The sequence below is a fragment of the Methylocaldum szegediense genome, assembly GCF_949769195.1.
Lineage (GTDB): Bacteria > Pseudomonadota > Gammaproteobacteria > Methylococcales > Methylococcaceae > Methylocaldum > Methylocaldum szegediense.
Map to the genome: position 1 here is coordinate 2,350,039 of NZ_OX458333.1, position 25,967 is coordinate 2,376,005.

The following is a 25,967-nucleotide window of genomic DNA, read 5'->3' on the forward strand; positions in this document are numbered from 1 at the left end:
CAGTAGACTTTTTAATTTTTTGTTATCGTCAGCAGGCACCCGTAGGGAAAGATAATGGAAGCAATTGATTAAACGAGATCTTTTGCGCGTGGAGTCGATTTAATTTTTTGAAAAACCGCCGCCCTAGAAGCGGTCTCGCACAAAACGGAAATGCTTATCGCGGATAATCCGCGAGTTATGCTCGAAAGTTGTGGATGAGGGATTGAGGTAGGCGGCGTATTCTGGAGGGTCTTCAAGGTCATCCCTTCCTACAAGAGGAGCGAATACGCCATGAGTGAAGATAAGATCATTGCGCTGAAGAATCCAGGGGCACCAGCTCCCGTGGCGGATGCGTTAACGGAGTTGTTACGGGAAGGCGCCCAGCGGATGCTGGCGGCGGCGATCGAAGCGGAGGTGGCCGCCTTTCTGGAGCGATTCAAGGACGAGAAAACGGCGGATGGGCGCCAAGCGGGTGGTGCGGAACGGTCATCTACCGACGCGGTCCATCCAGACCGGTGTGGGTCCTATCGAGGTCAAGGTGCCGCGGGTGCGAGATCGGTCGAAGGCGATCCGGTTGACCTCGGCGATTTTGCCGCCGTACCTTCGGCGCCCCCAGAGCCTTGAGGCGTTATTGCCGTGGTTGTACTTGAAAGGGATCTCGACCGGGGATGTTCAGGAGGCGCTGACGGTGCTGTTAGGGCGGGAGGCGCCGGGGCTGTCGGCGAGTACGATCAGCCGCTTGAAAGAGGTCTGGAAGGACGAGCATCAGCGTTGGTCGCGGCGGGATTTGTCGAACCGGCGTTATGTGTATCTCTGGGTAGATGGCATTCATTTCGGGGTACGGCTGGAGGATGCGGCGCAGTGCATTCTGGTGGTGATAGGGGCTACGGCGGACGGCAAGAAGGAGTTGCTGGCGTTGGCTGATGGCTATCGGGAGAGCGAACCGTCCTGGCGCGAGGTGCTGTTGGATCTCAAAGCCCGGGGTCTCACCCTTGATCCGCACCTGGCCATCGGCGACGGCGCCTTAGGCTTCTGGAAAGCCTTACCGCAGGTGTACGGGACCACCCGTGGCCAACGCTGTTGGGTCCATAAGACGGCGAATGTGCTCAATAAGCTGCCCAAGAGCCAACAGCCCAAAGCCAAAGCGGCGCTGCACGAGATCTGGATGGCCGCCACCCGGCAGGAAGCGGAGAACGCGTTCGATCATTTCGTCGAGGTGTATCGGCCCAAGTAGCCCAAGGCGGTGGCCTGCCTGGAAAAGGATCGGGAGACGCTGTTGGCGTTCTACGATTTTCCGGCGGAGCATTGGATTCACCTGAGGACCACTAATCCAATTGAATCCACCTTTGCCACGGTGAGGCTCAGAACCGCTAAAACGCGAGGCTGCGTGTCACGGGGAAGTATTCTCGCGATGGTGTTCATGCTGGTGAAAAGCGCCGAGCGACACTGGCGGAGATTGAATGGAGTTCCGCGGCTGGCTCAGGTCATTGAGGGAGTCGTGTTCAAGGACGGCGTTCAGGAAGACGCCGAGAAAGTCGCCGCCTGATCAACTCCCCATACACAAAATTTGACCATTACTCTAATCCGCAAAACAAGAGGAGAGACCGCCGTAGGAAGAGTGGTTCACTGACCGCTGCCCCATGATCCGGCCAAATACATAGAAGCTCGGCATTCGCAAAACAGACGCCTAACACTACCGCAACCTCAAGCGCGGAATTCATCTGAATGGCGGATAAAGACTCGGGAGCGTCCTAACCGTCAGATCTGTTGTGGGGCGAGACAGGAGATCGGCCCGTTCGGCAAAATCCAGCAATCGCGGCTCGGGATAATCGGTCGGTCTTCCCAATGCTAAGGGATAGGACACTATACTTTCTTCTCCCGCCCGTCCAAGAACGAAGATCACGCCGCCGTATTCGTCCTTGAAATGGGACAAACTCATGCGCAGGTTGCCGCGCCCCGGATCTGCGAGATAAACGCGGTCCCCCGCAATCCCTCGCAGTATCGCGAAATGGTGATAGCCGAACGGATGCACGTAAACAAGGACGGGCGCGACGAGTTGCCTGAGCTGCTCGACCTTCAGTTCGAAACCAGCGGCGCGGTACCCTTTTTCTTCGGCAACCTTTTTGAGATCAAGCAGCGAAAAGCCGATGCGCTTCTTACGTGCCCACTGCTCTTTCGTCAGGTTGGCCAATATCGCGTTAAGACGAGTCAAAATCTCTTGCTCGGAGGTATCCTCGCCGTAGTAATACCGCAGCAGCGTCGCCAACGCGGCAGCCCCGCACGAGTAATCGAGCTGCTGTTTGACGACATATTGGTCTCGGAGCTCCTTTAATGTATGCCGCCTTGGTGCCGGCTCCTTTCCCGGATCGGCAAAGGCCGCTCGATCCGTAACGACACACAATGCCAAAATCGCCATGGCCAGTCGGCTTACCTTTGCCATATCGTCCCGCTCACATCCTATACCGAAAGTGGGTCCTTTATACCACACTCCACGATACGCAAATAAGCGGTGACAGGCGTGGTTTCGCGTGCTAACCCGCAGCTTGCGCGATGGGATAAGCGATGGATTTCTGCGATAGACCTGATCCGCTTCCGTTTTTTCTCGCTTGCGCCTCGCGGACAAGCTCAACTCGCTTTAGTTGATCCGAACCTCCTGCTGGCGTTCGAAGCGACTTATTTAACCCGACCTATTTAAGATGGGCCGGGTTAATCCGGGGCAGGGATGCTCCGGCACGGCGGCAAGCCGCGTGAGTCCAGGCCGGGCGTGTACCGGCCTGGGCAGTGGCCGGTAAATACCCTCCTGGTATTTACGGGCCTGATTAATAATTTTTGGAAACCGCTTGTTCTCTAATAAAAAAGCGGGAGAACGGATCATCCGATCCCCCGCTTCACCCATCAGCCCGAATGCGTCGTCTGTACGGGCCTCGGCTTTGTCGCTAATTGATGTATTGCTCCGTAACCTGGGCGATAGTCTGGGATGCGACACCCAAAACACTCAGGTTGATTCCGACCACCACGGGTAGGGCCAGATTAAGACAAACGTTCGCAAGATTGATCAAACCACCGCCACAAGCGCCACCACCGCTCCAGCCGCCTTCGACGGTCGCAAGCTGTTCTTCACTCATCGGAGTCAAATTGGACACCTGGCCCAAGGCCCGGAAGTCGTTGTCCGCGAAGGCAGAACCGGTAACCATCATCGAAGACAATACCGCGGCCAATGCATACGATTTCATAAGTCGAACTCCTTGTCTTGCATTCAACGCTTTCCTTACGCTCGCGCCGGGCCCTTGAAACCCTGCGACGCGAAAACATAGCCGCCAAGTCCCTTTGGCTTAGGTCGCATCCTTACGACTAATAGTCACAATACAGGATTCGTGCCATCCCTGGAACTTCGCTTCGGTGCGCCCTTTTCTATTGTTTTTTCAAGACAATTTTTTCCGAGCGTGAGGGGTAACAATAATCGAGCGAACTACTCGCCCTTTGGCCACCGCCTTCGAGGGTGGGAAATGTAAGATTTTGGAAAACGGTGGAGGAAAATCGTTGCGGTACTCGGCATGCGATAGCGGTTTCGGTAACGTACAAACCAACCGAAACAGACTTGCTCCAACCCCACGATTGGCGGCATCACTAAAACGTTTCGATCGATTGTGTTACAAACCTGCCCTCATCGGCTTACTCTGCCCGATCAGCCGTATCGAGGATCAGCCATGGGTATATCCAAACCGAAATCGCCCCTCCCCGCGTCGCGTCTCGCCGACCGATTTCGCATCGCCATCACTGCACCATCGGAAACAACTGACGTGTCGCCGAATTCCGACACCGGCTGATTTTTAAGATTTTGTAAGCGCCGTACGTTGGACGATCCTTAAACAACTTTAAGGTCTTGATTTCAAAAATAATCCAAGCCCTCGATCGATTTTCGTTTTTGAACAGGCGAAATCCGGCAATGACTATGAAAAGCGAAAAAATGAACGCGTTTCATCTCTGATCGGCGGCCCATCGTCAATACGGGTGAATGACCGCCGATCCCCCGTCTCATCCAACTCGTTTCGGAAAAGAGAGGACTGTCCGCGCTCCCTGTCTATCACTCATCGATCGCCTTGATTCTCGGCACGTGCCGTCCACCTTCGAACTCGGTGGACAGAAAAACCTCGACGATCTTCTTGGCCATGTCGAGGCTAATGATTCTTTGTCCCATGGCGATACAGTTGGCGTCATTGTGCGACCGCGTGAGAAAGGCAGTTTCCTCGTTGAAGCAATAGCCACAGCGACAACCTTTGACGCGGTTAGCCACGATGGCTTCTCCATTGCCGCTGCCGCCCAACACGATCCCGCGCTCGACTTCGCCGTTAGCGACAGCCACGGCGCAGGGGCGGATCCACTTGGGATAATCGGTTCGTTCGTCACTGAAACAACCGTAGTCTACGACCTCGTGGCCCAGCGAACTCAGCCATGCACGCAGTGCTTCTTTATACTCGAAACCAGCGTGGTCAGAGGCGATACCGATCTTCATGATGACTCCTCAGTGGTAACAGCGGGCAGCGGCCCGCTCGGGTTTACAGGAAAGAGCGCGGGAAAGCCTAACGCTTTTGGCGACGATACGAAAAGAATGCTCGTTCAATCGCGGTCGTTAGCGGCTTTCAACACTTCCAGCATTTCGCGATGGATCAAGCCGTTGCTGGAAACGATGCGGCCGGTATTTAAGATGTCATCGCCGCCGTCGAAATCGGTGACCGTACCACCGGCTTCACGTACTAGCACGATGCCCGCCGCGATGTCATGCGGCTTGACCTTCATTTCCCAGTGGCCGTCCATCTGCCCGGCTGCCGTGTAGCACAGATTGAGCGCCGCCGAGCCGATGCGCCGCGTCGCCTGTGCGGTACGTTGGAAGGCGAGAAAATTTTTCATGTTGCTGTCGCTGGTGTGGGTGTCGTAGGAAAAACCGGTGATCACCAACGCGCGATTCAGCACCGGTGTTGCCGACACGTGAATCGGCGAACCGTTGCGCGTAGCCCCCAGCCCCCGCGCGGCGGCGAACATTTCATCGGTAATCGGGTTGTAGATGACGCCAAGCGAGGGAACGCCGTCGATCAGCAAGCCCAGCGACACGCAGAACATGGGAAAGCCGTGCGAGAAGTTTACGGTGCCGTCGAGCGGATCGATATGCCACAGGAACTCGCGGGCGGTCGACTGGACTTCCCCAGCTCTGTACGCCCCGCCCTCTTCGCCTACGATCTGGTGAGACGGAAAGCGCCGGCGCAATTCGCCGACGATGAATTCCTCGCTGCGAAGGTCGTATTCGGTCACCGGATCGATATCCGTGGTCTTGAACTGTAGCGACGCGGCGCGCTGGTTTTCGAATCCCTCGCGAAGAATGGCACCCGCACCGCGCGCGATCTCGACGGCGGCATCCAGGATGTCGGTCAGTTTGGGATCAGTCTGTTGCATAGTTGCTTGCCGTTGACGAAAACGAGCGGGCCATTCTACCTCAGACGGAAAAAGAGCCGCAGCCCGAAGGTTTCCGCGGCTCATGGTAATCAAGAGGCTATTCTTACAGGTGCGAAAGGATCGCCTCGGCGCTCGAAACCTCAAACTTGCCCGGCTCCTCGACAGCGAGATGGGTTACGACGCCGTTGTCCACCACCATCGCAAAACGCTGGCAGCGCACGCCCATGCCCTTGGCGGTAAGATCGAGCTCAAGGCCGAGCTTACGGGTATATTCGGCGCTGCCGTCGGCTAACATGCGCACCTTGCCGCCGGCATTCCTCTCCCTGCCCCAGGATGCCATCACGAACGCGTCGTTGACGGCCACGCACCAGATTTCGTCGACATTCTTGGCTTTCAGCTTGTCGAAATTGGCGATATAACCCGGCAAATGTTGCGCGGAACAGGTCGGCGTGAACGCCCCTGGAACGCCGAAAATCACGATTTTCTTTCCCTTTACGAGCTCGCTGACGGACAATGCCTGAGGCTTCAACGGACAGCTGGTCGCTGAGTCGAATTCCGTCGATTCGTAAAGCGTACCCTCGGGAAGGCGGTCTCCAACTTTGATCGTCATGGCATCACCTCGGATGGTTATGGGAAGATGGTGAAAAACCAATGTCCAGGCCGGGAAAGACCACGCCGCGCCGGTTCGGTCATCGCATCGCGCGAGAGACCATCACCGCATCCTGAGACATTACTTTCGAAACAGCCGTTGACCGCTTCGACGCGGTAGAAACACCGCGAGGACTCCGATCGTCATCCCTCCAGCCGCTCGAGCACGTCCAACCGCCGTTTCAAGGATTATGATATGTACACTATTTCCTAGCTTATAAAAATAAGGGGAGAACCGATGAACGACCGAAAACTCCGTTGGGGCATACTCGGCGCGGCGCGCGTCAACGAACGACTGATGCCGGCCATCGTCGAAGCGTCGAACGCCGAACTGGTCGCCATCGCCAGCCGCCGCCCGGGAGCCGCCGCGGAGACACTGGCGAAATATGCGCCGCAACAGCAAGGCGTCCGGACTTATGACAATCTCGAAGCGCTGCTCGACGACACGGAGGTCGAGGCCGTTTACCTGCCGCTCGCCAATCGCGAACACGCCGAATGGACGCTGCGCGCCATCCGCCGCGGCAAGCATGTATTGTGCGAGAAACCGATGGCGTTGACCGTCGCCGACATCGAGGCCATCGAGGCAGCAGCGCGTGAACATAAGGTAACCGTGATGGAAGGGTTCATGTACCGTTTCCACCCGCAGCATGCGCGGGTGTGGGAATTGATTCGCTCCCGCCTTATCGGCGAGATTCGTTCCGTCCGCGCCACTTACTCTTTCATGATGCGTCCTGCGCGGCTCTACCGTTTAGCGGAAAGCGTCGAGCGTGGCGGCGGCGCGATGTGGGACATCGGCTGCTATGCCATTCATTCGGCCCGAATGTTTTTTGACGAGCCGGCCGTTGCCGTGACGGCGATCGCGAAATATGTCGATAGCGGCGCGGATATCACGACCAGCGGCGTGATCGATTTCGGAGACGGCAAACATGCCCATTTCGATATCAGCTTCGAAAGGGCGCGGCGCTCGGAATACGAAATCATAGGCACCAAAGGCGGCCTGAAATGCCATATCGTGTGGCAGCTTCCGGGCGATATCCCCGTGCTTTCATGGTGGACTGAGGATGGGCGTCAATGTGAAGAACGTCTGCCCGCGGCCAACCATTTCAGGCTGGAAGTCGAACATTTCAGCGAATCCGTGTTGACCGGAAAGGCGCCACTGCTTTCGCTGGATGATGCAAAAGCCAACTGCAGCATCATCGTCGCCGCACTACAGTCCGCGGCTCAGGGGCGAACGGAAAAGCTGGCGCCATGACGCGTCAGCGCTCCGGTGCTGTGTCCGATCGTTCCAACGGCTCTCAAACCACTGTAGGCGAAAAGGTTTCGGCCACGTGCGAACTGGCGACGTACGTAGCGATCTCCCGCCAGTGAAACGTATAAAGGGAAGCGTCGGCCTGCAGCGAAATGCCTCGAGGGCGGTTGAAAAAGCGCTATAGCTATACTTTGTTATAGAACCTATCCCAGCAGGCCTTTCGCCTTGAGCTTGCCGAAGGATTTCTTGAGTCTGCTGGGATAGGTTCTTAACGTAATCCCGGCGTCCGGATTATTTTTGGAGAAAACACCGTGGACAACCGTATGGATTCTCCTGGAATAACGACCCTGAGAAAGATCAAAGTAGCGGCCGGCGATTTGAAGATCGGAATGTACGTATGCGAGTTGGATCGCCCCTGGCTCGATTCGCCATTCCTGTTTCAGGGATTCGTGCTCGCCACGCAAGCGGACATCGACGCCGTTCGAAAAGTATGCAAATACGTCTACATCGACGCCTATCGAACACAATTCCCGGAAACCACCCCCCGCCGCCGGCCGATTAAATCGTCGCGTCTATCGTGGACCGCCGCCCCGCCGGAAAAGCGGGTATCCGTCGAACGTGAAATCGACCGCGCTCAAAATACCCACACGCAGACGAGCAAACTAGTCAAGACATTCATGGACGACATCCGCTTCGGTCGAGGCGTCGATATTCAGCTCGCGAGAGACGCTGTCTGCGAATGCGTGGACAGCGTATATCGAAATCCCGACGCCATGCTGCTCCTGACTCAGCTCAAGGATCGCGATGAGTACACCGCTCAGCATTCTATGAACGTCTGTATCTTCTCGATCGTACTTGGGCGTTATTTGGGCATGTCCATTCCAGAGCTTCGAAACCTCGGTTTGTCCGGACTCATGCACGACATGGGCAAGATGAGAGTGCCTCTGGAAATCCTCAATAAGCCGGGCCGTCTCACCGATGAAGAAATGACTGTGGTGAAAGCTCACACCGTGCACGGCCGGGACATACTCATGTCCACCCGCGGCGTCTACCCAGGCGCCATCGATGTCGCATACGAACATCACGAAAACCTCGACGGCACCGGTTATCCCAACGGCCTCACCGATGCCCAAATCATGCCGTACACCCGTATCGTCGCCGTCGCCGATACCTACGACGCCGTAACCAGCGACCGTGTGTACCAGTCAGGCCGTACCCACATGGACGCGATCGCAATTCTCAACAACGAGAGCGGAAAACGTCTCGATGGGAACTTGGTAACCAAGTTTGTCGAATGTCTAGGCACCTACCCTGCAGGCAGCCTCGTCGAAATGAGTAACGGGGAAGTCGCTCTGGTCATCGAGGTCAACCCGCGGCAAAAGCTCCGGCCGAAAGTGATCATGCTCCTCGACGCGGACAAAAATCCACAACCCCACCGTATCGTGGACCTTGCGAAACTCGACCTCGATCCTTGCGGACAGCCCTATCGCATCAAGGCCATGCTGAAAAACGGGAGCTATAACATAGATATCAAGCGGTACTACGAACAAGGGCTGATTCAAAGAACCGTCAGGTAGAACCAAGCCCTACGATCCTGGATGCATCCGACCGCAGCAGCGCGATCGCGAAAGAGCCCGCTAAGCCGTTTCGCTGGATGCCGCTCGGCTGGCCTTAAGAAAAAGGTGGTTAGGGTTGACGCAATACTGAACGTTGCATTTGTGACAAACACACTGCCCGGACGGGATATGCCCGTAATGGATCTCCCAGAAGAATCGATCCGGGTGCAGGCTTTCCCACTCCACATCAATACGCTCGCCGTCCGCCGGCACCGATCCTATCCATATCCAACATCCGGATTCGGTCACGGGAACGACCCATTCCATGAGCCTCTCAATCGAAATTCGATTGTCCATAATCGCACTCCGTTTCTGAACATTTTCACAATCACAAATTCAACGCGCATTTGTCAACAGAAAATTGTTCTTTTTCTTTTTTGAGAATTTGGATATGATTAGTTCACGGATTGGATTGTGAAACAATCAGGCTTTTAGTTGATAGTTTTTACACAAATCGTAGCATTCGAATCCGTTGCGATTTTTGGTATCGTTTTTCGCGTGCGCAAGCTTTAGATTGAATACGGACAAGCAATCGTAAGCTTCGAACTCTGATTTGTTGCAACTAAGGAAAGAATCCATCACATCGGAGGTGAACGGATGGAAACGCTTATTGCTATCACGCCGGCGCACTGCCTTGATCCGCAGATCGCCATTGCGGCCTTAAGAGCCCAAGGCATCGGGATCTTGGACTTAGGTTACCGGGATACGCCGGATACACTGCCGTCGGTAATGGACACGCTGGCATCCGCGGCCAGCGAATCGCAACGGTGGGGAATTCGCTGGGACGTGCTGGGATCGCCGACGCGAGACCTCACCCGACTTTCCGAACGCCTCCCCTATCAAGTCCCCATTCTCGTACTCGCTGGCCTGAACCCAGCTGAATTGACCGCTCTCCGGAAGCGGACTAAAGCTATCGCCCGCCGGGTTTTTATCGAAGTCTACGATCTTCCGTCGGCCCAAGCTGCTATTGCCGCCGGCTGTGACGGTCTGATTGTCAAAGGCCACGAGGCCGGCGGATCGGTCAGCCGCCATTCGAGCTTCATTCTGCTTCAGGAACTCAAGGGGCGACTGAGCATACCTTATTGGATCCAAGGCGGCATCGGGCTGCGCAGCGCCGCTGCGGCGGCGCTGGCAGGCGCAAGCGGTGTCGTATTGTGCGAACAGCTGTGGCTGACCGACGAAAGTCCGTTCGTGCGATCGAACCAGCACACCATGTGGAGCCAGCTGGATGGCAGCGAGACCGTTCTGCTCGACGACGAAGAAACACCGTTCCGGCTGTTTGCCCGATCCGGGCGCGACAAGCTCCAAGAACTGGAGCAGCGGATTGCGCGGGGTGAATCCTGGCGCGATCTCCTGGTACAACACTTGCGAGAAACCGATGACGCGTTGCTGCCACTGGGTCAGGATATCGCCTTTGCGGCTCCCTTGGCTAAGCGCTATGGTACCGTCGGCCGCATTCTTACTGCGATCAAAGAAAGCATCGATTCGCTGATCGAGCAAGCTCGCTCCCAAAAGACCCTGGCTGCCGATTCGCCCCTCGCACGTAAGCACCGCACCCGGTTTCCTATCGTCCAGGGACCTATGACGCGCGTCAGCGACACCGCGCCGTTCGCGAAGGCGGTGGCGGAAGCGGGAGGGCTTCCGTTCCTCGCCCTGTCGGTCATGCGCAAGCCCCAGGTACAAACGCTCCTGAGCAGCACTCGCGCCCTCATGGGCGATAAACCCTGGGGCATAGGTCTGCTCGGCTTCATGCCGCTGGAACTGCGTCAGGAACAGCTCGACGTGATCCGCGAAATCAAGCCTCCTTTCGCCATCATCGCCGGCGGAAGGCCGAGTCAAGCGCGCGAACTGGAGGCGCTCTCGATCACTACCTACTTGCATGTGCCTTCGCCGGGCCTGCTCGGCAGTTTCCTCAAGGAGGGCGCCCGCAAGTTCATTTTCGAGGGCAACGAATGCGGTGGACACACCGGCCCCCGCACCAGTTTCATCCTCTGGGAATCGGCCATCGAAGTTCTGACCACGGCTGAATTGAACGATCCCGAATCGGTTCAGGTGCTGTTCGCCGGAGGAATCCACGACGAGCTCTCGGCCGCAATGCTTTCGGTTCTGGCGGCTCCTCTCGTCGCTCGGGGCATGAGCGTCGGCGTACTCATGGGCACGGCCTACCTGTTCACCGAAGAAATCGTCCGTACCGGCGCGGTCGTGAACGAGTTTCAGGCCCAGGCGATCGCCTGTAAGGAAACTACCTTGCTGCAGTCCGGTGTCGGCGTCTATACCCGCTGCGCCAAGACCGAATTCTGCGACGAGTTCAACAGAACGCGGCGCGAGCTGAAGATGGCCCTGGAATCGGAAGAGCGCACGCTGAAGGTTCTGGAACTGCTCAACATCGGTCGTCTGCGTATCGCCTCCAAGGGCATCGCTCACAACAATCAGCCCGGGGCGGCGGGGGTCGGTGAGCGCTACGTCAAGGTGAATGTCCAGACACAGCGGCGCGAAGGCTTGTACATGCTCGGCGAAGTCGCGAGGCTCCGGAACAAAACGCTGACGATCGCCGAACTTCATGCCTCGATCGCGACGGGCAGTCAGGAACTGCTCGCGAGCACTATCAAGCGGACGGAAAAGAAACATTGGATGCGGCCGCAGCGGGACGACATCGCCATCGTGGGCATGGCTTGCCTGATGCCCGGCGCCAGCGATATGCGCCAGTACTGGCAAAACATCCTGAGGCGCGTAGACGCTATTCGCGAGGTCAGCGACGACCGTTGGCGCCCGGCCGATTTCTTCGATCCCAAGCGGGGCACGCCCGACAAGGTCTACTCGAAATGGGGCGGTTTCCTTGATGATATCCAGTTCGATCCCACGGTTTTCGGTATCCCCCCGGCTGCCCTGCGTTCCATCGAACCGATGCAGCTTCTCGCCCTGGACGTCGCTAAGCGCGCTCTCGAGGACGCCGGGCTCGACCGCCGCCCCTTCCCCAGAGAGCGGACGTCGGCCATCTTCGCGGCGGGAGGAATGAACGACCTCGGTACGATTTATATCTTCCGAACCTTGCTGGCCCATTACCTGCCCAAGGTTCCAGGGCTGCCCGAGGCCACACGGAAACACATCATAGAGACGCTTTACAAGCACGAGCTGCCTGCCTGGACTGAGGACTCGTTCCCGGGCTTTCTCGGTAATGTGGTGGCAGGACGCGTGGCAAATCGCCTGGATCTCGGCGGAACCAATTTCGCGGTCGACGCCGCTTGCGCCTCGTCGCTCGCGGCACTGGACGTAGCGATCAAGCAGCTTCGATGCGGAGACGCGGATGTGGCGCTGGTCGGCTCCATCGACGGTACCAACAATGCCGTGTCCTTTATGGCGTTCGCCCAAACCCATGCGCTTTCGCCGCGCGGAAAATGTAGACCTTTCGACGACAGCGCCGACGGCATCGCCATCGGCGAGGGCGTTGCCGCCGTGGTACTCAAGCGCCTGAGCGATGCCGAACGCGACGGCGATCGCATCTACGCCGTCATCAAGGGTATAGGCGCATCGAGCGACGGGCGCAACCGTAGTCTGACCGCGCCGCACCCGCAGGGCCAGGTGCGCGCACTGCGCCGCGCCTATGAAGACGCCGGTGTAAATCCATCGACAATCGGCCTGATCGAAGCTCATGGCACAGGTACGGCGGTCGGCGACAAATCGGAAATTGAATCTATCAATACCGCTTTCGGCGACTGCAATCCGGCACCCCGGTCCTGCGCCATTGGTTCGGTGAAATCGATGATCGGCCATACCAAGGTCAGCGCCGGCTTGGCCGGTCTGATCAAGGCGTCCCTTGCCCTCAAACACCGCGTTTTGCCGCCCACTCTGGGTGTCGAAAAACCGAACTCGCGTGTAGATTTCACGAACAGTCCCTTTTATATCAATACCGAAACCCGACCTTGGCTGGCTCCCTCCAACGGCCATCCGCGGCGTTGCGGGGTGAGCGCCTTTGGTTTCGGCGGTACCAACTTCCATGTCGTGCTGGAAGAATACGGCGGCGACTACCGGGATACGGATACTATTGATCTCAATCCCCGTGACGCCGAACCTTTCATCTTCTTTGGACCGAACCATGCTCAGATCGTTCAAAAAATGGAACGTCTGAAACAGGGGCTGGAATATCCAGAATATCTCGATCTGGGTCAATTAGCGTATTCACTGCATAGAGAGCAAGCCAAGAACGGAGCGGATGCCGGCAGCCGGACCTGTCGGCTGGCCATAGTCGCCACTTCGACTGCGGATCTCAAGCAGAAGCTCGATTTGGCCCTGCGCGAACTGCGCAACGGCAACAGGACGGAGCTCAAGCACCCCCAGGGCATTTACTATCGCGAGTCCGACACCACGGGCCGCTTGTGCTTCCTGTTTCCGGGCCAGGGATCGCAGAAAATCAACATGCTGCGTGATTTGGTCGTAACCCTGCCCGAACTGCACGGTTTCTTCGAGCGGGCCGATACCCTCCTCGCCGAACGCCTGCCCGAACCGCTGTCCCGATTCATTTATCCACTGCCGGTGTTCAGCGACGAGGAGCGGGAACGGCAGCAAAATGCCTTGAACGCGACGCAGATTGCGCAGCCGGCGCTCGGCGCGGTCGAACTGGCAGCGTTCGAATTGCTCAAGCGCTACGGCATCCGTCCCGACGTCACGGCCGGTCACAGCTACGGCGAATACGTCGCACTCTACGCCGCAGGTGCGCTGAGCGGCGACGACCTGATCCGCCTTTCCGAAATCCGCGGGCGCATCGCAGCCGAAGCTGGGCAAGGCTCGCAAGGCGCGATGGCGGCCGTGGACGCCGATGGCACTCGAATCGGAAAGTTGATCGCTGAACACAACCTCGCGGTCAGCATCGCCAATCTAAATGCTCCGGATCAGACCATCATCGCCGGCACGGCGGAAGCCATAGACGCCGCGGCGGCGACGTTGACCAAGGCTTCTCTGCGAGTAACCAAACTGCCGGTAAAAGGCGCTTTCCATTGTTCTGCCATGGCGGAGGCAAGCGGAGCGCTTGCTGCCGAATTGGCGAAAGTCGAGCTCCGGCCTCCCGAGTTCCCGGTCTTCAGCAATACCACGGCTGACCGCTACCCTCAGGAACCTGAGGAAATCCGGGCATTGCTCGCCCGCCATCTGACTGAACCGGTGCGCTTCGTGGATGAAGTGAACCGGCTCTACGAAGCGGGGGTGCGGATTTTCGTGGAGGTCGGTCCTGGCCTCGTGCTAAGCGGCCTGGTCGACCGTATCTTGGCCGATCGGCCGCACGCCGCCCTCGGTATCGATGCGCCGGGCCGCCCCGGCTGGTTGCAACTCTCGCATCTTCTGAGCCAGCTGTTCGCGCTAGGCATACCGGTACGCTTCGAGACCTGGTTCAAGCGTCGGGGATTGAAGGAGCTTTCGTTGGCCGAGCTGTTTGCTCAAGCACGGGCGAAAGCCAATCCCGGCCCCTTGGTCTGGCGCATCAATGGCGGCCGAGCGGTACCCTGGCGTGAAACCGCGGATACGTCCAGGAATGTCGTGCCCCTGCCGACAGGATCGAAAGCTCCGGCACAGGCTGCTCAGGCTTCGAGCACGCGCCCATCCTTGGCTTCAGTCCAAGATTTTCCAACCACTACAAGGAGGTATTCCATGGCAATACATGAAGCTTCGAACACAACCAGTCCGGCGATGAGACCGCCGCCGGACGGGACGCCGCCAATGTCGGACCCCCGCTTCTCGTTGATTCAGAACTGTGTCGCTCAACTCATCGATCTGCAACGCGAGCAGCAAAGAACCTTGTGTTCCTTCCTGGATTTTCTACACGCGAATCTGGCGGGTGTACCTGTGTCCGCACAAAATTGGACGGCAGCGTCGGCCGCAACCTCCGCGAGACAGGAAACGCAGCCGATTGCGGCAGCGGCCGTCTCTGGCGGTGCGGTTTTGAATAGCGTGCCGCCGGCGCCCACTTTGCCGCTCCAACTTCGTACGGGAAATCCCGGCGAAACCGGGGAAAAGCCGTTTTCCGTCGTTCCGACGTCTCCCGCCCGCAGCGGCGGGCCGGCTCCGTCCAAGGCCGACGGCAGCGGCGATGCAGCGCCGCTTACGGCCGTGAAGACAGCCTCTGCCGGCGGTAACGGCCTGGCTCCAACGGAACAGTTCAAGGCCGATCTGCTCCGTTCGGTATCAGAGCGCACCGGTTATCCGGAAGACATGCTCGATCTCGATGCTCACATGGAAGCTGATCTCGGCATCGATTCCATCAAGCGGATCGAGGTTTTCAGCGCCCTCAAGGATCATCACAATCTGTTGGAAGGGCGGGACGAGGAAACGGTGCTAGAGGAGCTGTCTGGTCTCAAGACCTTGAACGAGATCATCGCCTGGTACGACCGGTTGCGGGAGTCGAAACCACAGGAAGGAGGCGTAGACTTCTCAAAAAAATCGCAGACTCCACCATCGAACTCGCCGGTTGAGGTGGTGGAGTCTAACGCGTACGCAGAACAACCGGACCCCGTGGAATGCTATGTCCTTAAACCCGTTCCCGCCCTGCTTCAAGGAGTCCCGCGCTCGGGCCCTGCGCCTTCGTCGACGATGCTCTTGCTGGGGCGGGTTTCCGAGTTCAGCGAAACCCTCCGTCAGGAGTTGAACACCGCCGGCTACGTGACACGGCAGCTGGTTCCCGCTCGGGAAACCCGTACCGTGGACGGCGATCGCCTGGAGGTCGACCTGTCCTCGCCCAAAGGCTTGGAAGGCATACGTGAGTTCCTTAGAGCCGGCGGCAAACCGCTGGGCGGACTGATCAGTCTTTTGAGCGTGGATGTGCCCGAAAGCGCCGAGGAGGATCGATCTACAGACGCTCGGGCATTGTTCCTGACACTGAAAGCACTGGAACCAGACTTCAAGGAAACCGCTCGGTCCGGCGGCGGTTGGCTGATCAATCTAACCGCCCTGGACGGACAGTTCGGCCTGAAACGCTCGCAGCTATTTGCAGCGGAGCGGACCGGAACGCTCGGGGTGGCCAAGTGTGCGGCCCGCGAATGGCCACATCTCAAGGTGAAGTGTATCGATCTCGATCCGACTCTCGGGCCTTCTGATTGGAGCGATAGGATCCTGACCGAATTGCGCCACGACGATCACACCTTGGAAATAGGCTACTCCAGGGAAGGACGCTGGCGGCTCGACCTCGTACCGCGCCGCAACCACGGCACGATACGGCCGGACCTTGAGCTGGACGTGGGCGCCGTTCTTTTGGTCACGGGCGGGGCTTACGGCATCACCGCGGACATCGTACGCGGCTTGGCGCAAAACCGAAGCCTGAAGCTGGTGCTGGTAGGGCGGAGTCCGCTGCCGGAACCGGAATCGCCGGCTACCCGTGATCTCGCCGATCCGAATACGCTTCGGCAATTCCTCATCGGCGAAATGAAGCGCAAGAGCGGCAAGGTTAAACCCAGCACAGTCGAAGCGGAACTGCGGCGCATTCTCAAAGAACGGCAGATCCGTGCCAATCTAGCCGCGCTTAAGGATGCCGGCGCGGAAGTCGACTACCACGCCTTGGACGTGCGCGATGCCGTCGCCTTCGGGCGATTGATCGACGATATCTACCAGCGCTTCGGACGAATCGACGGCGTGCTCCACGGTGCGGGCATCATCGACGACAAACTGATTCGCGACAAGACGCCTGAATCCTTCGACGCGGTCTACGACACCAAAGTCGTCTCGGCCCTAACCTTGGCCCGCAAGCTGGACCCCGCGAAGCTGAAATTCCTGGTGTTCTTTTCCTCGATCGCCGGCCGCTTCGGCAACATAGGCCAATGCGATTACAGCGCCGCCAACGAGGTCTTGAACAAGCTGGCCGACCGGCTCGGCGCGGAATGGCCGAACGTCCACACCGTTTCCATCAACTGGGGTCCTTGGGATTCCGGCATGGTGAACGACGAGCTGCGCAAGCTGTACGCGTCCCGAAACATACGCCCCATCCCTGTGGAAACCGGGGTACGGCACTGCCTGGACGTGTTGGCACGCTGCGACCGGCGGGAGCCGGAGCTGGTGATCACCGCGAGCCTCGAAGCTATCGCCGGGCTCGGGCGTACGAAACCACGCGAAGGAAACGCGCGGCCCGAGACCACCCCGACCGCATTGACGCCAGCTGTAGCCTAATGATCGAGCAAGCATTCGACCGCACTGACAGGTGAACTCGAAAAGGAGTTAACGGAGCACATGGATATGGCAACAAACGTACACAATGCGGTGTTGGCGGATTTCACCCCGGTGCGGGTGTCGAAACCGGTCCCACAGCGTATCACCCTCGAACTTTCGGCATTTGGTTTCGCCAAGGCCCATTGCTTGAACAACGGCATCAAGGATAAGGAAGGCTTTCGCCGGGTTTATAGGGAAGTGAAAGAGAAGTTTGACAAATACGCACTCTCGCCTTCTCATATCAAGCGCCGGCAGCTGGTGTTTTTTCCCCGCCTCACCGATATCCGCTTCGCGGACGGCGAGTTCGTGCTGGCCGCCCCCGAGTTCGAGCACCTGCAAATATTCAAGGACAAGAACGACCCCAAGGGAATCGATCTCAAAGCCCGACACGAGAGCTACGGCAAGGTGGTTGCCGGATGCCTGAACCAAATGTACGACGACAGGTCCGAGGCGCCGGATGACGTCATTCACGTGACCTGTTCCGGTTATCTGGCCCCTAGCCCCGTCGAGCGCATGGTAGCGAATAAGGAATGGTTCAACACCACGGTCACCCACAGCTATCACATGGGCTGCTACGGTGCCTTTCCCGCCATCAAGATGGCACATGGCTTCCTGTCGTCCTCCCGATTTTCGGTGACGCCTCCGAAGACGAGGGTGGACATCATCCACACCGAGTTGCTGTCCATGCACAACAACATCGAGGATTTCCGTGCCGAGAACATCATCACCATGACCTTGTTCGCGGACGGATTCATCCGCTACTCGATGTATCCGGAAGAAGTAGCGCGGGAGAAGAGACTTCCGGGGTTCAAGATCCTAGCGTTCAACGAGCATCTCTTGCCCGACTCCGCCGAAGACATGACCTGGGTGCCGGGTTCCCACCAATTCCATATGACCCTGTCGGTCATGGTGCCCGTGGTCCTCAAGAAACATGTTCGCTCCTTCGTCGAGTCCTTGTTGCGTCGGCTGGACATCGATTTCGAAACGGAAAAGGACAAGCTGACCTTTGCCATCCATCCGGGCGGACCGAAGATCGTTGAACACATCCAGGACGAGTTGCGTTTGCGGGAAGACCAGGTGGCGATCAGCAAGGAGGTATTCCGCGAAAACGGCAATATGTCCTCGGCAACGGTGCCCCATATTCTGAAAGCGATCCTGGACGAACAGACTATTCCCCGCGGTAGGCGCGTCGTTGCCCTGGGCTTCGGGCCGGGGCTCACGATCACCGGCCTGGTTTTGGAGAAGATCTGATCATGAAGGAACTATCGAGCCACGCAATGGAAAGCGATCTTCTGCCTTTAATCGGGCGGGTCTACGAAATGGAATCGTTGAGAGCGCTCGAAACCCCGGAATACTCCGCAGCCGACTCGGCGGCGGCAACTTCCTCGGGAAGCACCTTCGACCAGGCGCCGGCAGACCCGGTTTGGACCGCACAGACGGCGGAACAAGAGGATGAGCCTGTGTTGCCTTTCATCGGACGCATTCTCGAGCATGTGCCCGGCCAGGCTATCGTCGTGGAACGCGAATTGAACCTGGACGAAGACCTGCACCTCGCCGATCATGCTTTCGTCCATGCGCCCGGGGTGAAGCCGTTGTACGCTTGCCTGCCGGTCGTTCCCATGACGCTGAGCCTCGAAATCTTGGCAGAAACCGCCGCCTGCCTCGCACCCGGCTACGGGCTGATCGGCTTTGAGGACGTCAAAGCCACGCGCTGGATCGAACTGGCCGATACCGACCGCCTCAGGCTTCGGATCACGGGCCGGCTCGATCAGTGGGATGCCGAGCGGAACACCGCCCATATCGCCGTCGCCATCCATGTCGAGAACCAAGCTACTCCGGCGATCCAGGCGCGGGTCCTGTTTTCGACCCGGTATCGCCTCGACCTCGAGGTCAATTTCACCGAACTGGCTAACCCCTATCGCTATCCTCGGAGCGCCGAAGAAATTTATCGTGAGCGCCACCTGTTCCACGGCCCGATCTATCAATGCCTAGCTGGGGAGATCGTTCTGGGCGACCGCGGCGCGGTCGGCGAATTGGTGGTGCAGACGCCCGAGATCATGTTCCGGACCATACGAAAGCCCCAGTTTCTGACCGAACCCGCACTGCTGGATGCGGTCGGACAGCTGATCGGGATCTGGGCCATGGAAAGAGAACGCTATGTGTTTCCCGTAAGCATCAAGAAGCTGGAGCTGTACAGGCCTACTCCGGCGCCCGGAACACGGTGCCCTACACGGATCGAGATCACCCGCGACGAAGGCAAGCTTCTTTTCGTCGATGTTGAGATTCAGGACGGTGCCGGCACCGTTTGGATGCGGATCAAGGACTGGACCGACTGGAAGTTCCGCTGGGAGAAGCGACTCCTGAACTTCCGCCGATTGCCGACCCGCCATTTGCTAAGCCATACGTTGGACTTGCCGGGACTAACGCCCACCGCGAGCTGCCGGATGATCTCGAGTGACGACATCGCTGGTTTCGACAGCTCGCTACTGGCACGGTTTTGCCTGCATTTGGACGAAATGGAGACTTTTTCCGATATGCGGTCCCACACACCCGGCCAACAGCATTGGCTGCTGGGCCGTATCGCGGCCAAGGACGCCGCGCGCGAATGGCTGGCCCGGCAGGCAGGAACGGAGGAGATGCTGCACCCGGCCGCGTTGATCATTCGCAACGGCGAACAGGGTCAACCCGAGCTTGCACCCACCCCCGAGCTGCAGCAAGTACCGCGACTCAGCATCAGCCATAGCGAGCATCGGGCGATAGCCGTCGCTCATGCGGGCCCCGTGGGCGTGGACATCGAACCGATCCGCCCACGCCCATCGAGCTTCGTGGAAACCATGGCCAGCGAGACCGAACGCTCGCTGCTCCGTGATTTAAAGGGCGACGCAGACGAATGGATCACGCGCTTGTGGTGCGCCAAGGAGGTCGCCGCCAAGCTGTTAGGGCTAGGCATGAACGGCTCGCCCAAAGTCTACGAGGCACAAGTGATGCGCGAGGACGGCCTGGTTCATATCGTCCATAGGGACAGCGGGCGGGCCATCGTGGTGCGTACGGTGCGTCGCGAAGAATTCGTGATCGCTTATGCCGGCCCCACCGTCACGGAGACGGAGGCGGGACTGGCCTAAACGCCATCAACACACGAAAGGATCGACTCATGAGCAGGAATGGTGCGCCGCTGCTGGTAGAGCTGCGCCAGGTCGGAAAGATCTATTACCTCGGCGAGAGCCGTATCACGGCGCTCAAGGGAGTGAATCTGTCCATCCATAGGGGCGAGTTCGTGGCCGTTTGGGGTCCTTCGGGCTCCGGCAAATCCACCTTGTGCAATCTCATTGGACTGCTTGACACCTGCTCCTCGGGCACGGTGCGTTTCGAGGGGCAGGACGTGGGCGCGCTGTCGGACGACCAGCGCAGTGAACTCAGAAACCGCGCCATCGGCTTCGTTTTCCAGAGCTTCAACCTGATTCCGGTACTCTCGGCCCTGGAGAACGTCATGCTGCCGCTGCAGATTGCCGGCGTTTCCACGGCACGAGCAAAGCGGGCGGCACGGAAACGTCTGGCCGAAGTAGGGCTGGACGACCACGAAGCGCACCGCCCCGCAAAACTTTCCGGCGGACAGCAGCAGCGCGTCGCGATCGCGCGGGCCCTGGTCACCGATCCGGCGCTGGTGATCGCGGACGAACCCACGGCCAATCTGGATTCCGAAAATGCCTTGAGAATCACCGAACTCATGCGGAGACTCAACAGCGACAACGGCACCACCTTCGTTTTTTCCACGCACGATCAGCGTCTATTGGAACGCGTGGAACGCCAGATATTGATGCGGGACGGCGAGATCATCGACGATCGTTCGCCAGACCGGCTGGAACTACGACTGGACCGATCGGTGCGCCTATGATCAGCTGGCTTAAACTCGCTCTACGAAATCTCTTCCGCAACCGGCGCCGTTCCCTGTTCACGATTCTAGCCATCGGCCTCGGCTTTGCGGCGGTCAACACGCTGGGCGGTTTTACCGCCTATATCTTCACCAGCCTCAAAGATTCCTACATCTACGCACAGGGCAACGGCCACCTCAGCATTTTCAAAGCCGGTTTTTTGCAGGAAGGTAAGCTCGATCCGACCCGCTATTTGATCGACGAAGATGAGCTGGCGCTCATTCACGATGTGCTCGCCCGGCATCCGGAAATTCTGGTGACGGCGCCCCAACTCCATATCTCGGGCCTACTTAGCAACGGAAAAGTTTCGACGATATTCCTCGCCGCCGGACGCGTGCCTTCGGCTGTGAGCAAAATCAACAGTCACGCCCGCGGGCTGGTGGGAAGAATCCAGCTGTTCGATGGCAAGCCGTTGGAAGACGACATCATACACGGCGTGGGATTGAGCCGAGGACTCGCGGAACAGCTCAAGCTGGACCTAGGCTCCGATGCCGTAGCCATGGCGCCCACTGTGTCGGGACAGGTCAACGCGCTCGATGCCCAGGTGTTTCAGCTCTTCGATTCTCCGGTAGAAGCGCTGGAGGACAAGCTTATGTCGGTTTCGCTCAAGTTTGCCCAGAGCCTCTACGACACCAGTAGCGTAGACCGCGTCACCGTGCTTCTGGAGAGTGACGAATTGACCGAGACGACGCGCACCCAGCTGGCCGAAGAATTGGCGGCACAGGGTTTGAACCTGGAGGTCAAGACCTGGAACGAGCTTTCTACCTTCTATACCAAGGTGAAGCAGATGTTCGACGTGATCTTCCTGTTCACCTTCCTCATCGTATTCACGATCGTCGTCATGAGCGTGATCAACACGGTCAGCATGGCCATCATGGAAAGAACCCGCGAAATCGGCACACTGCGGGCGCTAGGTGTCAAGCGCCGCGGCATCGTCGGATTATTCGCGGCCGAAAGCATGCTGCTCGGAACTCTGGGATCGCTGTTGGGCATGGTCCTCACCGTGATCACCTGGTTGGGCGTTGCGCTCCTGAAGCCAACGTGGATACCGCCTCAGATCACCCGACGGGTACCCCTGGAGGTCTACCTGGTTCCGGATTACATGCTCTATAGCGTGTTACTGCTGATCGTTCTATCGCTGGCCGCAGCCAGTCTGCCGGCGCGCGCGGCGGCGCGCATGCAGATCGTCGGCGCCTTGGGACATACCTGAACCAAACAAGGAGGACACGATGATAACGACGCTCTTGTTCGGAAGCCTGTTTGCCTTGGCCGGCCTTTTGTTCGCGCCGGATTCATCGGCGGCACCCGACATCAAGACGATACTGAGAACCGCCGATCAATCGCGAGGAAACCTTCAGGGCATTTCCTGGGAAGTCGTGGTGGAGTCCATAGAGAACGGGCGCAAGGACTCGTTGAACTACGACATCAAGGCGCGCGGCTTCGATATTTCCGGCATCAGCCTCGCGCCGCCGAAGTACAAGGGCAACAAGCTCTTGATGTCGAACAACAACATGTGGTTCTACAAACCGGGACTCAGCAAGGCGGTTCCTATCTCGCAGCGTCAGAAGCTCATGGGCAACGCGGCCTACGGCGATATCGCTTCGACCAATTACGCCGAAGACTACGACGCCGTGCAGTTGCCGGACGACAAGGTCGGCGACGAGGACTGCTATGTCTTCGACCTCACCAGCAAGAACGACAAGACCACCTACGACAGGATCAAATACTGGATTTCGAAGAAACGCCTGGTAGGCGTGAAAGCCGAGTATTTCACGGTATCGGGAAAGAAATTCAAAATGGCCGAAATGGAATACGCCAATAAAGTGCTCATCGATGGAAAGGAGCGTCCGTTCATCTCGAAAATCACGCTGTACGACGAACTGATGAGCAAGGACGTGACCTATCTCAACCTCACCAAGCCACGATTCGAACCGCTTCCGGATTATGTCTTCAACCTCAATCTCTTTATGAAATGAAAAAAAACGGCGGACTCGCTTGGGGCCTGTGGATCTTTTTGATGTACATCCTATCGGGGCCGGTAGCGGCCGACACCGAACCCGCGCTCGTATCGACCGGACCGGTGAACATTTTCGAGGAGCTCGAGCGCGGCTTCTATTCGCGCATCAATGTGTTGGTCTTCGGAATTTTCCAGGAACCGGAAATGAATTCGCGCCTGAATCCTAATAATTTCCTGGAGATTTCCACCTACCAGGCATCGATCAACCCGCGCGTGGATCTTAACCTGGATTTTCGACGTCTGGAGCTGGGCATCAAGCAACGCTTCATCTACCTCTGGCAACGCTGGGACGAAGGGTTTCCGGAGGGCGAGGAAGACAGTCTGGCACAGTTCTACACGAACGAGTGGTTCGCGCGGTACCGGGTGACGGATGAATTATTCGTCTCCTACGGCCGTGAGAATCTGCAATGGGGACCGTCGGTGCTGTTGTCTTCGTCCAATCCGTTCAACAAGGAAAACGGACGGAACAACCCGAGGGTCGAAGTTCCCGGACTCGGATATGCTCGGGCGGTGTGGATACCGAACTCTACCTGGGCGGTTTCGTTCATCGCCAACACGGATGAAGGCCGGTTAGGACGGCAGCAAGGCTTCGGCCTCAGCCAGTCCGGATTCGCGGGCGGCTCGACCCAGGCAGACGATTTTCAGCCCGGCTACGCCTTGAAGATCGACTGGACTGGGGAAGGAAAGTATTTTTCCGTCATCCCTTCGTACCGCGAGCACACCGGCTACCGAGTCGGCTTTTTCGGCGGCTGGAACGTAACCGACGCGTTGCTGGTTTACGGAGAGGGTTCCCACGGCGATTACGGCGACTTCGAACTGCTCGGGGGTGCCTCGTACACCTTCGAGGCTGGACCGACCATCAACCTGGAATATTTCCATAACGAAAACGGTTGCATCGACGACCGCATCGACCTGTGTTTCCGCCGGGGCAAAATCGACCCAACCGATCCCATGTTCCGCCAGGACTACATGATGTTCCAGTATTCGGATACGGAAGTGTGGAACGATTTCAACATCAACCTCCGGGTCATCCACAACTTGAACGATCAATCCAGCCGCCTTATCGGCATCTTCGAATACGAAGCCACCGACCATACCCTTCTGTACGTGATCGCCAACGGTTTTACCGGCTCCCGCGACAGCGAATTCGGGAGCCTTTTGAATTATTCGTTCTTCGTGGGTGCCGCATACACGTTCTAGCCATGAAACAAGCTCAGCGCGATCGCCCGAATGCCATGAAACAGCAGCGAACTCGACCACACTTCGTTATTACTTTCAGGAGGCGCTTCCCATGAGTGCGAACCCCACTTTCGCCTTCGTCACAATCGGCAGCGGCTCCTATGTGGGGTCCACCGTGCGCGACATCATCCTCGCCAACGCGCTCCATCGACGCGGTTTCAAAGTCGTGGTCTATTGGATGATGGAATGCAAACCGGAACTCGTGGCAGACGGCATCCGGCAAAGGATGCTCTGTTATGGCCCTCGCTACCATTTCCGGCAGCCATCCGAAATTCTGGACAAGATCGTCGGGCCGCTCCTGTTCCTTTTTCCCGCGCGAGAGAGAGTTCGCATCGCTCAGGGTATGCCGGGCTATGTCGACCGGCTCTTGGGAAATCTCACGAGCTGCCTGCACCGAACACCGGATCCAGACCCTTTGCTCGTGAAACGGCTGATCAAGTTTATGGCGCTGGACGGCGTCAGCCATCTCATGATGAGCTTCGCCGCGATTTCTCCTATCGCGCTGGCGGCCAAGAAAAATAGCGATCACCCTTTCGATTACCTGGTGACTTTTCAAGGCGACGAGCATTTTGCCAGCTACGCGCGCAAGGCAGGGCTGCTGCCCGAATTCCGCCAGCGACTGAAAGACGTCGTTCAAGGCTCTCCCTGGCCCGCTGTGGTCATTAGTCACGATTATCTCGACCGCATCGTCGAGGAAATGGGCCTCGACCGCGAACGTTTGCGGGTCATTTATAACGGTATCGAACTTGCGCGCGACAACGAAAAGCCGCCATTTGCCGTACTCAACACCGTGTTCCCGGATCTGAAGGAAGACACACCGATCGTCTCGTATGTCGGGCGCCAGGAGAGCGAGAAAGGCATTGATTTATTGCTTTACGCGGCCAAGCTTCTCGAAGTCCGTCGGATCCCCATGCAACTGGTGGTTTGCGGGTCTACGGCCAAGGGGCAATCCTACCGGAACGCGATCGTCGATATCGCCGATCATTTACGTTTGGCCGTTCACCATGCCGGGCAGATTTCATCCGAGATTCGCGATGCGCTTTACGCGCATAGCCGATGTGTTGTGTATCCGTCCATCTGCCGCGAGCCTTTTGGCCTGGTCGCCGTCGAGGCCATGAACCGCGGAACGCCCGTGATCGTTCCCGACTACGGCGGCATCACGGAAGTCGTTCGCCATAGCGATAAAGCTGGCGGACTGACCTTTAAGGCCTGGGACAGCGCGGACTTGGCCCTGAAGCTTGAGCAATTGCTTACGGACGGCATGATGCATCGGAAGCTGAGCAGCCAAGCCCGCGACATCGCTGCGAAGTTTAACGTTGAATACATGACCGACGCCGTACTGGAGCATATCGGTATCGGCTCAGTAAGACGGGATCCGGACGATATCTGCACGGAACAGCCGAGAAACCCTGCTTTACGGGAATCGCATCGCGCCCGCGCTTGAGCTTCCATTTTTTCGTCTAGAATGCGTCACGAATCGGTTGGAAAACACATGACAGGGAGGAGAAAAGAGGCATAAATCGCATACAGGTACGCTTAGGAAGGCTCGGATGAACTCTCCCGATGGCTGCCGGCAACTAACGAAACCGCTTTAAACGGAAAGGTTACAGTTCAAGCCTGTTCCAGAGCAGGAGGGCTCGCCCAAAGCTGTCTTAGAACAT

At 58.0% G+C, this 25,967-nt stretch carries 16 protein-coding genes and 1 pseudogene; 11 read left to right on the forward strand and 6 right to left on the reverse strand.

Going from position 1 to position 25,967, the window contains the following annotated elements; all coding sequences use genetic code 11:
* The first annotated feature begins 270 nt into the window (after positions 1-270).
* A pseudogene (locus tag QEN43_RS10060) lies at positions 271-1,525 on the forward strand (IS256 family transposase).
* A 171-nt stretch (positions 1,526-1,696) separates the two neighbouring features.
* On the opposite strand, the gene QEN43_RS10065 reads toward QEN43_RS10060, so the two are convergent.
* The 5 genes from QEN43_RS10065 to QEN43_RS10085 all read right to left on the reverse strand — a co-directional run bounded on the left by QEN43_RS10065 (position 1,697) and on the right by QEN43_RS10085 (position 6,037).
* Positions 1,697-2,419, reverse strand: coding sequence for a C39 family peptidase (locus QEN43_RS10065; RefSeq protein ID WP_051331972.1), 723 nt, complete (start codon positions 2,417-2,419; stop codon positions 1,697-1,699).
* 496 nt (positions 2,420-2,915) lie between these two features.
* Positions 2,916-3,212 (reverse strand): hypothetical protein, encoded by a 297-nt coding sequence (locus QEN43_RS10070; RefSeq protein ID WP_026611582.1) that lies wholly within the window; start codon positions 3,210-3,212, stop codon positions 2,916-2,918.
* An 851-nt stretch (positions 3,213-4,063) separates the two neighbouring features.
* Positions 4,064-4,492, reverse strand: a complete 429-nt coding sequence (gene rpiB, locus QEN43_RS10075) for a ribose 5-phosphate isomerase B (RefSeq protein ID WP_026611581.1) — start codon at positions 4,490-4,492, stop codon at positions 4,064-4,066.
* 104 nt (positions 4,493-4,596) lie between these two features.
* Entirely contained in the window at positions 4,597-5,427 is an 831-nt protein-coding gene (locus tag QEN43_RS10080; RefSeq protein ID WP_026611580.1) for an inositol monophosphatase family protein, read from the reverse strand.
* A gap of 103 nt (positions 5,428-5,530) precedes the next feature.
* A complete protein-coding gene (locus tag QEN43_RS10085; RefSeq protein ID WP_026611579.1) occupies positions 5,531-6,037 on the reverse strand; it encodes a peroxiredoxin in 507 nt (168 codons plus the stop codon).
* Between the two features lie 276 nt (positions 6,038-6,313).
* Between QEN43_RS10085 and QEN43_RS10090 the strand changes: the two genes are divergently transcribed.
* Both QEN43_RS10090 and QEN43_RS10095 read left to right on the forward strand, forming a co-directional pair.
* On the forward strand, positions 6,314-7,327 hold the full coding sequence (locus QEN43_RS10090; protein ID WP_026611578.1) for a Gfo/Idh/MocA family protein: 1,014 nt from the start codon (positions 6,314-6,316) through the stop codon (positions 7,325-7,327).
* Between the two features lie 308 nt (positions 7,328-7,635).
* Entirely contained in the window at positions 7,636-8,901 is a 1,266-nt protein-coding gene (locus QEN43_RS10095; RefSeq protein WP_317964055.1) for an HD-GYP domain-containing protein, read from the forward strand.
* Between the two features lie 60 nt (positions 8,902-8,961).
* Here QEN43_RS10095 and QEN43_RS10100 read toward each other — a convergent pair whose 3' ends face one another.
* A complete protein-coding gene (locus QEN43_RS10100) occupies positions 8,962-9,237 on the reverse strand; it encodes an HNH endonuclease (protein ID WP_317964056.1) in 276 nt (91 codons plus the stop codon).
* A 300-nt stretch (positions 9,238-9,537) separates the two neighbouring features.
* Here QEN43_RS10100 and QEN43_RS10105 point away from each other — a divergent pair, with 300 nt between their 5' ends.
* The 8 genes from QEN43_RS10105 (at position 9,538) to QEN43_RS10140 (ending at position 25,750) form a co-directional block, all read left to right on the forward strand.
* Positions 9,538-17,082 (forward strand): type I polyketide synthase, encoded by a 7,545-nt coding sequence (locus QEN43_RS10105; protein WP_051331970.1) that lies wholly within the window; start codon positions 9,538-9,540, stop codon positions 17,080-17,082.
* 66 nt (positions 17,083-17,148) lie between these two features.
* Positions 17,149-18,372: a 3-oxoacyl-[acyl-carrier-protein] synthase III C-terminal domain-containing protein gene (locus QEN43_RS10110; protein WP_156912877.1), complete on the forward strand. Its 1,224-nt coding sequence runs from the start codon at positions 17,149-17,151 to the stop codon at positions 18,370-18,372.
* A gap of 2 nt (positions 18,373-18,374) precedes the next feature.
* Complete coding sequence (locus QEN43_RS10115) at positions 18,375-20,243, forward strand: polyketide synthase dehydratase domain-containing protein (protein WP_026611575.1); 1,869 nt, start codon at positions 18,375-18,377, stop codon at positions 20,241-20,243.
* A gap of 29 nt (positions 20,244-20,272) precedes the next feature.
* Entirely contained in the window at positions 20,273-21,013 is a 741-nt protein-coding gene (locus QEN43_RS10120; protein WP_026611574.1) for an ABC transporter ATP-binding protein, read from the forward strand.
* Positions 21,010-22,260, forward strand: coding sequence for an ABC transporter permease (locus QEN43_RS10125; RefSeq protein WP_317964057.1), 1,251 nt, complete (start codon positions 21,010-21,012; stop codon positions 22,258-22,260). Before QEN43_RS10120 ends, QEN43_RS10125 begins: the two co-directional genes overlap by 4 nt.
* A gap of 19 nt (positions 22,261-22,279) precedes the next feature.
* On the forward strand, positions 22,280-23,026 hold the full coding sequence (locus QEN43_RS10130) for an outer membrane lipoprotein-sorting protein (RefSeq protein ID WP_036269203.1): 747 nt from the start codon (positions 22,280-22,282) through the stop codon (positions 23,024-23,026).
* Between the two features lie 41 nt (positions 23,027-23,067).
* Positions 23,068-24,267: a hypothetical protein gene (locus tag QEN43_RS10135; protein WP_156912876.1), complete on the forward strand. Its 1,200-nt coding sequence runs from the start codon at positions 23,068-23,070 to the stop codon at positions 24,265-24,267.
* A gap of 91 nt (positions 24,268-24,358) precedes the next feature.
* On the forward strand, positions 24,359-25,750 hold the full coding sequence (locus QEN43_RS10140; protein WP_051331969.1) for a glycosyltransferase: 1,392 nt from the start codon (positions 24,359-24,361) through the stop codon (positions 25,748-25,750).
* Positions 25,751-25,967: the final 217 nt, after the last annotated feature.

Excerpts from the sequence above, each read along its gene's own strand:
- QEN43_RS10115 (WP_026611575.1), top strand. The coding sequence starts at position 18,375 with ATGAAGGAACTATCGAGCCACGCAATGGAAAGCGATCTTCTGCCTTTA.
- QEN43_RS10090 (WP_026611578.1), top strand. The coding sequence starts at position 6,314 with ATGAACGACCGAAAACTCCGTTGGGGCATACTCGGCGCGGCGCGCGTC.
- QEN43_RS10100 (WP_317964056.1), bottom strand. The coding sequence starts at position 9,237 with ATGGACAATCGAATTTCGATTGAGAGGCTCATGGAATGGGTCGTTCCC.
- QEN43_RS10065 (WP_051331972.1), bottom strand. The coding sequence starts at position 2,419 with ATGGCAAAGGTAAGCCGACTGGCCATGGCGATTTTGGCATTGTGTGTC.
- QEN43_RS10125 (WP_317964057.1), top strand. The coding sequence starts at position 21,010 with ATGATCAGCTGGCTTAAACTCGCTCTACGAAATCTCTTCCGCAACCGG.
- QEN43_RS10105 (WP_051331970.1), top strand. The coding sequence starts at position 9,538 with ATGGAAACGCTTATTGCTATCACGCCGGCGCACTGCCTTGATCCGCAG.
- QEN43_RS10110 (WP_156912877.1), top strand. The coding sequence starts at position 17,149 with ATGGCAACAAACGTACACAATGCGGTGTTGGCGGATTTCACCCCGGTG.
- QEN43_RS10085 (WP_026611579.1), bottom strand. The coding sequence starts at position 6,037 with ATGACGATCAAAGTTGGAGACCGCCTTCCCGAGGGTACGCTTTACGAA.
- QEN43_RS10070 (WP_026611582.1), bottom strand. The coding sequence starts at position 3,212 with ATGAAATCGTATGCATTGGCCGCGGTATTGTCTTCGATGATGGTTACC.
- QEN43_RS10080 (WP_026611580.1), bottom strand. The coding sequence starts at position 5,427 with ATGCAACAGACTGATCCCAAACTGACCGACATCCTGGATGCCGCCGTC.
- QEN43_RS10140 (WP_051331969.1), top strand. The coding sequence starts at position 24,359 with ATGAGTGCGAACCCCACTTTCGCCTTCGTCACAATCGGCAGCGGCTCC.
- QEN43_RS10135 (WP_156912876.1), top strand. The coding sequence starts at position 23,068 with ATGTACATCCTATCGGGGCCGGTAGCGGCCGACACCGAACCCGCGCTC.
- QEN43_RS10130 (WP_036269203.1), top strand. The coding sequence starts at position 22,280 with ATGATAACGACGCTCTTGTTCGGAAGCCTGTTTGCCTTGGCCGGCCTT.
- rpiB (WP_026611581.1), bottom strand. The coding sequence starts at position 4,492 with ATGAAGATCGGTATCGCCTCTGACCACGCTGGTTTCGAGTATAAAGAA.
- QEN43_RS10120 (WP_026611574.1), top strand. The coding sequence starts at position 20,273 with ATGAGCAGGAATGGTGCGCCGCTGCTGGTAGAGCTGCGCCAGGTCGGA.